The organism is Klebsiella sp. MS 92-3, from assembly GCF_000195655.1.
Classification (GTDB): Bacteria; Pseudomonadota; Gammaproteobacteria; order Enterobacterales; family Enterobacteriaceae; genus Klebsiella; species Klebsiella pneumoniae.
The window spans coordinates 59,000-67,218 of the sequence record NZ_GL882786.1; the positions used below are offsets into that span (position 1 = coordinate 59,000).

The window sequence follows — 8,219 nt, forward strand, 5'->3', positions numbered from 1 at the left end:
AAATACCTAATTATGTTTCAGGATAACCCGCTGCTAGCGCAGCTTAAACAGCAACTGCATTCCCAGACGCCGCGCGCGGAAGGGGTCGTTAAGGGCACGGAAAAGGGCTTTGGCTTCCTCGAAGTGGACGCTCAGAAGAGCTACTTCATTCCGCCGCCGCAGATGAAAAAAGTGATGCATGGCGACCGTATCGTCGCGGTGATCCATTCTGAAAAAGAACGCGAAAGCGCCGAGCCGGAATCGCTGGTTGAGCCCTTCCTGACTCGTTTTGTCGGTAAAGTCCAGAAGAAAGACGATCGCCTCGCTATCGTTCCTGACCATCCGCTGCTGAAAGACGCCATTCCCTGCCGCGCCGCCCGCGGCGTTGAGCACGATTTTAAACAGGGTGACTGGGCCGTCGCCGAGATGCGCCGTCATCCATTAAAAGGCGACCGCGGATTTTACGCGGAGTTGACCCAGTTCATCACTTTTAGCGACGACCACTTCGTCCCATGGTGGGTAACCCTGGCGCGCCATAATCTTGAGAAAGAGGCACCGGACGGCGTCGCCACCGAGATGCTCGACGAGGGGCTGACGCGCCGCGACCTAACCACCCTCGACTTCGTCACCATTGACAGCGCCAGCACCGAAGATATGGACGATGCGTTGTATGCCGAGTCCACTGCTGATGGCAAACTGCTGCTGACGGTCGCCATTGCCGACCCGACCGCCTGGATTGCCGAAGGCAGCAAGCTGGATAACGCCGCAAAAGTGCGCGCCTTTACCAACTATCTGCCGGGCTTCAACATTCCAATGCTGCCGCGCGAGCTGTCGGACGATCTCTGCTCCCTGCGCGCTAACGAAGTGCGCCCGGTGCTGGCCTGCCGGATGACCCTGGCGGCCGATGGCACCATCGAAGACAATATCGAGTTCTTTGCCGCCACCATCGAATCGAAAGCCAAGCTGGCCTATGACGACGTCTCTGACTGGCTGGAAGGCCGCGGCAGCTGGCAGCCGGACAGCGAGGCGATCGCGCAGCAAATTACGCTGCTGAAGGACGTGTGCCAGCGTCGTAGCGAATGGCGTCAGACCCATGCGCTGGTGTTCAAAGACCGTCCGGACTACCGTTTTGTTCTCGGCGAAAAAGGCGAAGTGCTGGATATCGTCGCGGAACCGCGTCGCATTGCCAACCGCATTGTCGAAGAGTCGATGATCGCCGCCAACATCTGTGCCGCCCGCGTTCTGCGCGACAAGCTCGGCTTCGGCGTTTATAACGTTCATACCGGTTTCGACCCGGCGAACACCGAGCAGTTGGCCGCCCTGCTGAAAACCCATGATGTGCACGTCGACCCGACGGAAGTGCTCACCCTGGAAGGGTTCTGCAAGCTGCGCCGGGAACTGGACGCTCAGCCGACCGGTTTCCTCGACAGCCGCATTCGCCGCTTCCAGTCGTTTGCGGAAATCAGCACCGAGCCGGGCCCGCACTTTGGTCTTGGGCTTGAAGCCTATGCCACCTGGACCTCGCCGATCCGTAAGTATGGCGACATGATCAACCACCGTCTGCTGAAAGCCATCATTAAAGGCGAGACCATTGCGCGTCCCCAGGATGAAGCCACCGTGCAGATGGCGGAGCGCCGTCGTCTCAACCGGATGGCCGAGCGCGACGTCGCCGACTGGCTGTACGCCCGTTTCCTCAACGATAAAGCCGGGACCGATACCCGCTTCGCGGCGGAGATCATCGACGTCAGCCGCGGCGGGATGCGCGTGCGTCTGGTGGACAATGGCGCGGTCGCCTTTATTCCGGCCCCGTTCCTCCACGCCGTGCGCGACGAACTGGTGTGCAGCCAGGAGAACGGTACCGTGCAGATCAAAGGTGAAGTAGTCTATAAAGTGACTGACGTTATCGATGTCACTATCGCTGAAGTTCGCATGGAAACCCGCAGCATTATTGCGCGTCCGGCGGTCTGACGCCCCTTCACAGCGGTTCCTGCGGGAACCGCTGCTTCTTTCCTCTCTATCCAGCCATTTCCGTCGCACCGATTAAGGTTGTGCGTTTTTTTCGCTTCTCTTTTTCATTCATTTTTAGCATCATTGATTTCATTCGTTTTTGTTACCAGGATAATGCCATGTCAGATGTGAATGCCCACCTGCTCGCTCAACGTATCGATACCGTGCTGGATATTCTGGTTGCCGGTGATTACCATTCTGCGATCCATAATCTGGAGATCCTCAAAGCGGAGCTGCTGGCGCTGGCGGCGGACGATGCTGAACAACAAAACCAACCCAAGGCGCCCTGGGAAATCTGAATATCAGCCATGCCGCAGCCGGCCATATGGACCGGTTGCTCGCCATATAGCCCCCTAACAGTGATGTTGCTATGAACGCCCGACAACAAAGTATTTTGCAAGTGGTCATCGATAAAGGCCGCATGAGCGTCGCCGATCTGGCGAAGATGACCGGTGTCTCTGAGGTTACTATTCGTCAGGATTTGAATTTGCTGGAAAAGCAGAGCTATTTGCGCCGTACTCATGGCTATGCCGTACCGCTGGACAGCGAAGATGTCGAAACCCGCATGATGACCCATTTCGCCATTAAGCGTGAGCTGGCCAGCCGGGCTGCGGCGCTAGTGAATACCGGTGAAACGGTATTTATCGAAAACGGCAGCAGCAATGCCCTGCTGGCGCGTACGCTGGCCGAGCGCGGCGATATCACCATCATTACCGTCAGCAGCTATATCGCCCATCTGCTGAAAGAGACCCCAGGAGAGGTGATCCTGCTGGGCGGAATTTATCAGAAACGCAGTGAGAGTATGGTCGGTCCGCTAACCCGTCAGTTCATCCAGCAGGTGCATTTCAGCAAAGCCTTCATCGGGATCGACGGTTGGCAGGCGGAAACCGGCTTTACCGGCCGCGATATGATGCGTGCGGACGTGGTGAACGCCGTGCTGGAGAAGCATTGTGAGGCAATTATTCTTAGCGACAGTTCAAAATTCAGCGCGGTACATCCCTATCCGCTCGGTCCCGCCGGCCGCTTTAATCGCGTTATTACCGACGATCGCTTACCGGACGCCTGTCGCGAACAATTGCTCCGCAGCGGCCTGACCGTCGATATCGTGCCCTACATCTGATCCTCCGCCGCCCCATCTCCTGCCAAAGCGCCGGAAGGGGCGCTTTATCGCTCTGAGAGTATTCCGAGCCGCTAATTAAGACTTTTTACCTGACGATAAATTTTAAAAAAAGTAAAATTATTATTAGCGATATAACAGGAAGTGACTATCACCTGCGTGATTTTCGTGACACCTGCGCACCTTAACTTCATGGAATTGCCCTAAAGCTGCTTTATCAGGCTATGCTTAAAGGAGCGCTGTAATCCATGAATAGATTATTCAGGAGAAAAAAAATGATGACTTCAACGAGCAAAAAAATGGCTGCTGTCGTTCTGGCTGTCACTGTAGCAATGTCTCTGAGCGCTTGCTCTAACATGTCTAAACGCGATCGTAACACGGCTATCGGCGCTGGCGCCGGCGCTATCGGTGGTGCGGTGTTAACTGACGGTAGCGCGCTCGGTACCCTGGGTGGCGCAGCAGTCGGTGGTATTATTGGTCACCAGGTCGGAAAATAATTTAATTATCTGACGAAATAAAAGAATAATTCACACGAATTGACTTACGCACGTTAAATCATTCAAGGCCGCGGCATTTACCGCGGCCTTGTTATTTCAACCAGACCATTGGAGCAGAGGGAAAATAGCGATCAGCCACCGGCTAACTTGACCTTCATCCCTTTCGCCTCAAGCAGCGACTTGAGTAAATCCCGCTTATCGCCCTGGATCTCGATCACGCCATCTTTCACCGCGCCGCCGCAGCCGCATTTCTTTTTCAACTCTGCCGCCAGAGCGGTTAGCGCAGCATCGTCGGCATCAATCCCGCTAATCAGACAGACGCCTTTGCCCTTGCGGCCGCTGGTCTGGCGCTGGATCCGCACAATGCCGTCGCCTTTCGGGCGCACCGGCGCCGGTTTCGCCTCGTCGATACGCCCGGTTTCGGTGGAGTAGACCAGACGGCTGTTGGAATCGCTCATTATGCCCCCTTGCGCAGAGAATCGTTGATCGCCCGCAGCGTCGCGGCTGGATCCGCCGACTGAGTAACCGGGCGACCAATCACCATATAGTCTACCCCAGCTTCCTGAGCCTGCTCAGGAGTCATAATTCGCCGCTGATCGCCAGCGTCGCTGCCCTGCGGACGAATCCCCGGGGTCACCAGCTTAAACGCCTGCCCCAGCTCATGCTTAAAGCGCACCGCCTCCTGGGCTGAACACACCACCCCATCAAGGCCGCAGCGTTGGGTCAGCGCCGCCAGCTTCGCCGCGTAGTCAGCCGGAGATAAGGTAATGCCCAGATCCTGTAGATCGCTGGACTCCATGCTGGTGAGCACCGTGACAGCGATCAGCAACGGCGCATCTTTGCCAAACGGCAGCAGCGCTTCGCGCGCGGCGGTCATCATTCGCGCGCCGCCGGAAGCATGGACATTCACCATCCATACGCCCAGCTCAGCCGCTGCGGCCACCGCGCGGGCGGTGGTGTTGGGAATATCGTGAAACTTAAGGTCCAGGAACACCTCAAACCCACGCTGATGCAGATCGCGGACAAACTGCGGGCCCAGCAGGGTGAACATCTCTTTGCCCACCTTCAGGCGGCAGTCGCGCGGGTCGATGCGGTCGACAAATGCCAGCGCTTTATCGCGATTATCATAGTCGAGCGCAACCACAACGGGAGAGGATGTGACAGCGCGGGAAGATGGGATAGCTGTAGACGTCATGACCAGACCTTAGTGTTGATGGGCGCCGGGGTGGCGCAAAAAAGGTAAACGGGCAGCATTCTACCTGTGAAGCGAACAAAATAACAGACTGCCGTACCTGCCCTGACCGGACGATGGCGCTGCCGGGGCCGCGCCTGGAGAGGAGTGAAGTCATAAGTATGTTGTAACTAATGGAGGGCTTTTTTTTGGCTTTACTGGCCGTCGAGACCGCGAATGGGTTTAATGGTCGCCCACGAGCGGCAGGATGGACAATGCCAGTAGAGTGTATGAGCGGTAAATCCGCATTTCTGGCAGCGATAGCGTGGTTTGCTGCGCACCTGCTCACCAACCATGTTTCGCAGCACCCCAAGGCTTTCTTTCGCCCGCCCTTCTTCCGCTTCGTTGAGATGGTAGTCCATCAGCTTATGGAAGACGCGCATGGTCGGGTGGCGTTCCAGCTGCCGGGTGACGTAGTTTTGCGCCGCTTCGACGCCTTCCCGCTGCTCAAGGATCTGCGCCAGCATCAGTTCGGCGGTCGCCCCGGCGTTCTCCTCCACGCAGCGGCGCAGAAAAACTTCCCATTCATCGGTTTTGCCGAGCTGCTGGTAGCAGGTCTGCAGCATCTCCAGCGTTTCACCCACCAGCTCTTTATCCTGATCGATAACCCGCTCGAGGCTCTCCACCGCTTTGGCGTAGTCGCCCTTTTCCATCCACACCCGGCCCATCATGATCGATACCCGGGCGCTGGTGCGGTCCGCGGCGGCGCCTTTTCTCAACAACGCCATCGCTTTATCCAGATCGTTGGCTGCCATCTGCTGCAGGGCCAGTTCGCACCAGAAGTTGGCGATTTCGCCACGATGTTTCTCTTTCCCCAGCTTCACCAGCCGTTCAGCCACTTCAATAGCCGACTGCCAGTCGCTGGTCGCCTGGTAAATCTGCAGCAGTTGCTGCAGCGCGCCGAGGCGGAAATCGGTCTCATCCACCAGCTGTTTGAACATGTCTTCCGCGCGGTCATACAGTCCGGCGGCCATATAATCCCGTCCCAGCTGCTGCACCGCCAACAGGCGCTGATCGTAGGTTAACGACGCGCTTTCCATCAGGCTCTGGTGAATTCGGATCGCGCGGTCGACTTCGCCGCGCGAACGGAACAAATTACCGAGCGTCAGGTGCGCCTCAACGGTACCGGTATCCTCTTTCAGCATATCAAGGAACAGGTCGACGGCTTTATCCTGCTGGTTGCTGAGCAGGAAGTTAACCCCCGCCACGTAATCTCGCGACAGGCGGCTAGCATCGTCCTGTTTGGACTGTTGTGCACTTCTGCGCCCCATGTACCAGCCGTAAGCGGCGGCAACGGGTAAAAGCAGAAACAACAACTCCAGCATAAGAGGTTATTCCTTCACCGCAGGCACGCCTGCGTCGACAGCCGCCGGGCTGACGGGGGCAATCTGATGCTCAAGACGCTTAATTTTCCGCTCCGCGCGCGCCAGTGAGACGCGCACCCGCAGCCAGAACAGGCCGCAGATCAGCCAGCCAATGGCAAAGCCTGCGGCAAACAGCACCGCCAGCAGCGTCGATATGCGGAATTCACCCTGAGCGAGTAAATAGTTGAAAGTGACCTGTTGGTCATTCTGCGCCCCCAGCGTCACTGAAATGACGAAGATTGCTAACACCAGTAAGAAAATGAGTAAATATTTCACATGACTTCCCGTTATGTGGGTTGCGCGAAAAAAGCCCGCTTTCAGCCCTATAAAGTATCATTTTCGCCGCAGCGGTGGAATGAAAAAGCATGGCAACTCTTCAGGATATGCGGTCGGATGCCGCTAAAATCAACATTATTCCGCTTCAGGCATCCGTTTTTTAATATCCTGCGCCTCTTCTCCGGGCGGCGAGAGCGGCCCACAAAGGCGCTGCGTCAGCCAGCAGGCCACCGTGACCAGCAGCCAGGAGATCAGCGTGGCGACGATGAGATCCAGCGGCCAGTGCATGCCCAGCGCCAGGCGACTGCCCATCACCGCCGTCGCCCACACCAGCAGCACCGCGATTGTGCCCCAGCGGCGACGCGGCCACAGCAGCCCCGCAGCGAGTAACGCCCAGCTGGCGGCAAACATGGTGTGACCTGACGGGAAAGCAAACCCCGTCTCCTTCTGCCAGTGTTTGCGTAAAAATGACGGAATGTCCTGCGCCTGCGCCAGCTGTTCATGCACCAGTTTAGCGCGTTCTTTACGCTTTAACGCGTAGAATTGCGTCACCGGCACCTGCCTTGTGTTTTCCAGCCAGATGACGAACGGTCTCGGCTCCTGGACCCGCGCCTTGACCCAGGATTTCGCCCCCTGTCCCGCCAGGATAGCGGCGGCAAGGATAAGGAACAGGATCAACGCCGCGCGCAGGCGAAAGCGCAGACACCAGAGGAACCAGCCGCAAAGCACGACATGAGTGATAATTCCCCACGGCTGGGTCACCGTTTCCGTCACCCACCACAGGCTTTTCAACATGGCAACCGGCAGTCCAGGCTGCCACAGCCACCCGGAAAGCCAGACCGTGAGGGGCATAACCAGCAGCAGCGCCGCCGCGAGAGCAGTTCGTCGGGCTATCAACAGCATTTTCTCTCCTTCTCCTTGTAGATGAACATCATAGCGGAAAGTAGATCGTTTGTGCGCTTTCCACACGGCTAACCGTTCGCGATTAGGAGAACGTCCAGGCGTTGTGGCAAAATAGCGGGAAACAGAAAGCACAGTCAGGTGCTGACAGAATCTGGAGAATCACATGCAGCTTAAACGTGTGGCAGAAGCCAAACTGCCAACCCCCTGGGGCGATTTCCTGATGGTGGGTTTTGAAGAACTGGCAACCGGACAGGATCATGTCGCGCTGGTGTATGGCGATATATCAGGGCAGTCGCCGGTCCTCGCCCGCGTACATTCAGAGTGTTTGACGGGCGATGCCCTGTTTAGCCTGCGCTGTGATTGCGGCTTTCAGCTGGAAGCGGCTCTGTCGCATATCGCTGAAGAAGGTCGGGGGATCCTGCTCTATCACCGCCAGGAAGGACGCAACATTGGTTTATTGAATAAGATCCGCGCCTACGCGCTGCAGGATCAGGGCTACGACACTGTCGAGGCGACCCATCACCTTGGCTCCGCCGCCGATGAGCGCGATTTCACCTTGTGCGCCGACATGTTCAAATTGCTCAACGTTGAGCAGGTGCGGTTATTAACCAATAACCCGAAAAAAGTGGAAATTCTTACCGAAGCCGGGATCAACATTGTGGAGCGGGTGCCGCTGATCGTCGGGCGTAACCCGAAAAACGCTCACTATCTGGACACCAAAGCCGCCAAGATGGGCCATCTGCTGAACAGCAAGCCGACGGAATAAACCGGTGGAATAACCGAAAAAGAGGGGGGGGGGGGGGGGGGGCGGCGCCCCGCGGCTCACCCCCTGTAAGGAGTACACA

Annotated in this window: 10 protein-coding genes; 5 read left to right on the plus strand and 5 right to left on the minus strand. The window is 57.2% G+C overall.

What is annotated here, in order from left to right:
* The first annotated feature begins 12 nt into the window (after nt 1-12).
* The 4 genes from HMPREF9538_RS17915 (at nt 13) to osmB (ending at nt 3,600) form a co-directional block, all read left to right on the plus strand.
* Nucleotides 13-1,947, plus strand: a complete 1,935-nt coding sequence (locus tag HMPREF9538_RS17915; RefSeq protein ID WP_004179478.1) for an exoribonuclease II — start codon at nt 13-15, stop codon at nt 1,945-1,947.
* Between the two features lie 158 nt (nt 1,948-2,105).
* Entirely contained in the window at nt 2,106-2,285 is a 180-nt protein-coding gene (locus tag HMPREF9538_RS0127320; protein WP_002901786.1) for a hypothetical protein, read from the plus strand.
* A 71-nt stretch (nt 2,286-2,356) separates the two neighbouring features.
* Nucleotides 2,357-3,106, plus strand: coding sequence for a DNA-binding transcriptional regulator YciT (locus HMPREF9538_RS17910; protein WP_002901785.1), 750 nt, complete (start codon nt 2,357-2,359; stop codon nt 3,104-3,106).
* 275 nt (nt 3,107-3,381) lie between these two features.
* A complete protein-coding gene (osmB, locus tag HMPREF9538_RS0127325) occupies nt 3,382-3,600 on the plus strand; it encodes an osmotically-inducible lipoprotein OsmB (protein WP_002901783.1) in 219 nt (72 codons plus the stop codon).
* A gap of 131 nt (nt 3,601-3,731) precedes the next feature.
* On the opposite strand, the gene yciH is transcribed toward osmB, so the two are convergent.
* The 5 genes from yciH to pgpB all read right to left on the minus strand — a co-directional run bounded on the left by yciH (nt 3,732) and on the right by pgpB (nt 7,374).
* Nucleotides 3,732-4,058: a stress response translation initiation inhibitor YciH gene (gene yciH, locus HMPREF9538_RS17900; RefSeq protein WP_002901782.1), complete on the minus strand. Its 327-nt coding sequence runs from the start codon at nt 4,056-4,058 to the stop codon at nt 3,732-3,734.
* The gene (gene pyrF, locus HMPREF9538_RS17895) at nt 4,058-4,795 is read right to left on the minus strand and encodes an orotidine-5'-phosphate decarboxylase (RefSeq protein ID WP_004151907.1); all 738 of its coding nucleotides are present in this window, start codon (nt 4,793-4,795) and stop codon (nt 4,058-4,060) included. The genes yciH and pyrF overlap by 1 nt, the downstream gene beginning before the upstream one ends.
* Nucleotides 4,796-4,986: 191 nt before the next feature.
* Entirely contained in the window at nt 4,987-6,156 is a 1,170-nt protein-coding gene (gene lapB, locus HMPREF9538_RS17890; protein ID WP_002901781.1) for a lipopolysaccharide assembly protein LapB, read from the minus strand.
* A gap of 6 nt (nt 6,157-6,162) precedes the next feature.
* Nucleotides 6,163-6,471 (minus strand): LapA family protein, encoded by a 309-nt coding sequence (locus HMPREF9538_RS17885; RefSeq protein WP_002901780.1) that lies wholly within the window; start codon nt 6,469-6,471, stop codon nt 6,163-6,165.
* Between the two features lie 135 nt (nt 6,472-6,606).
* Nucleotides 6,607-7,374 carry a phosphatidylglycerophosphatase B gene (gene pgpB, locus HMPREF9538_RS17880; RefSeq protein WP_002901779.1) on the minus strand — a complete coding sequence of 256 codons (768 nt, stop codon included), beginning with the start codon at nt 7,372-7,374 and terminating at the stop codon, nt 6,607-6,609.
* Nucleotides 7,375-7,537: 163 nt separating this feature from the next.
* Between pgpB and ribA the strand changes: the two genes are divergently transcribed.
* Entirely contained in the window at nt 7,538-8,140 is a 603-nt protein-coding gene (gene ribA, locus HMPREF9538_RS17875) for a GTP cyclohydrolase II (protein ID WP_009484628.1), read from the plus strand.
* Nucleotides 8,141-8,219 lie beyond the last annotated feature (79 nt).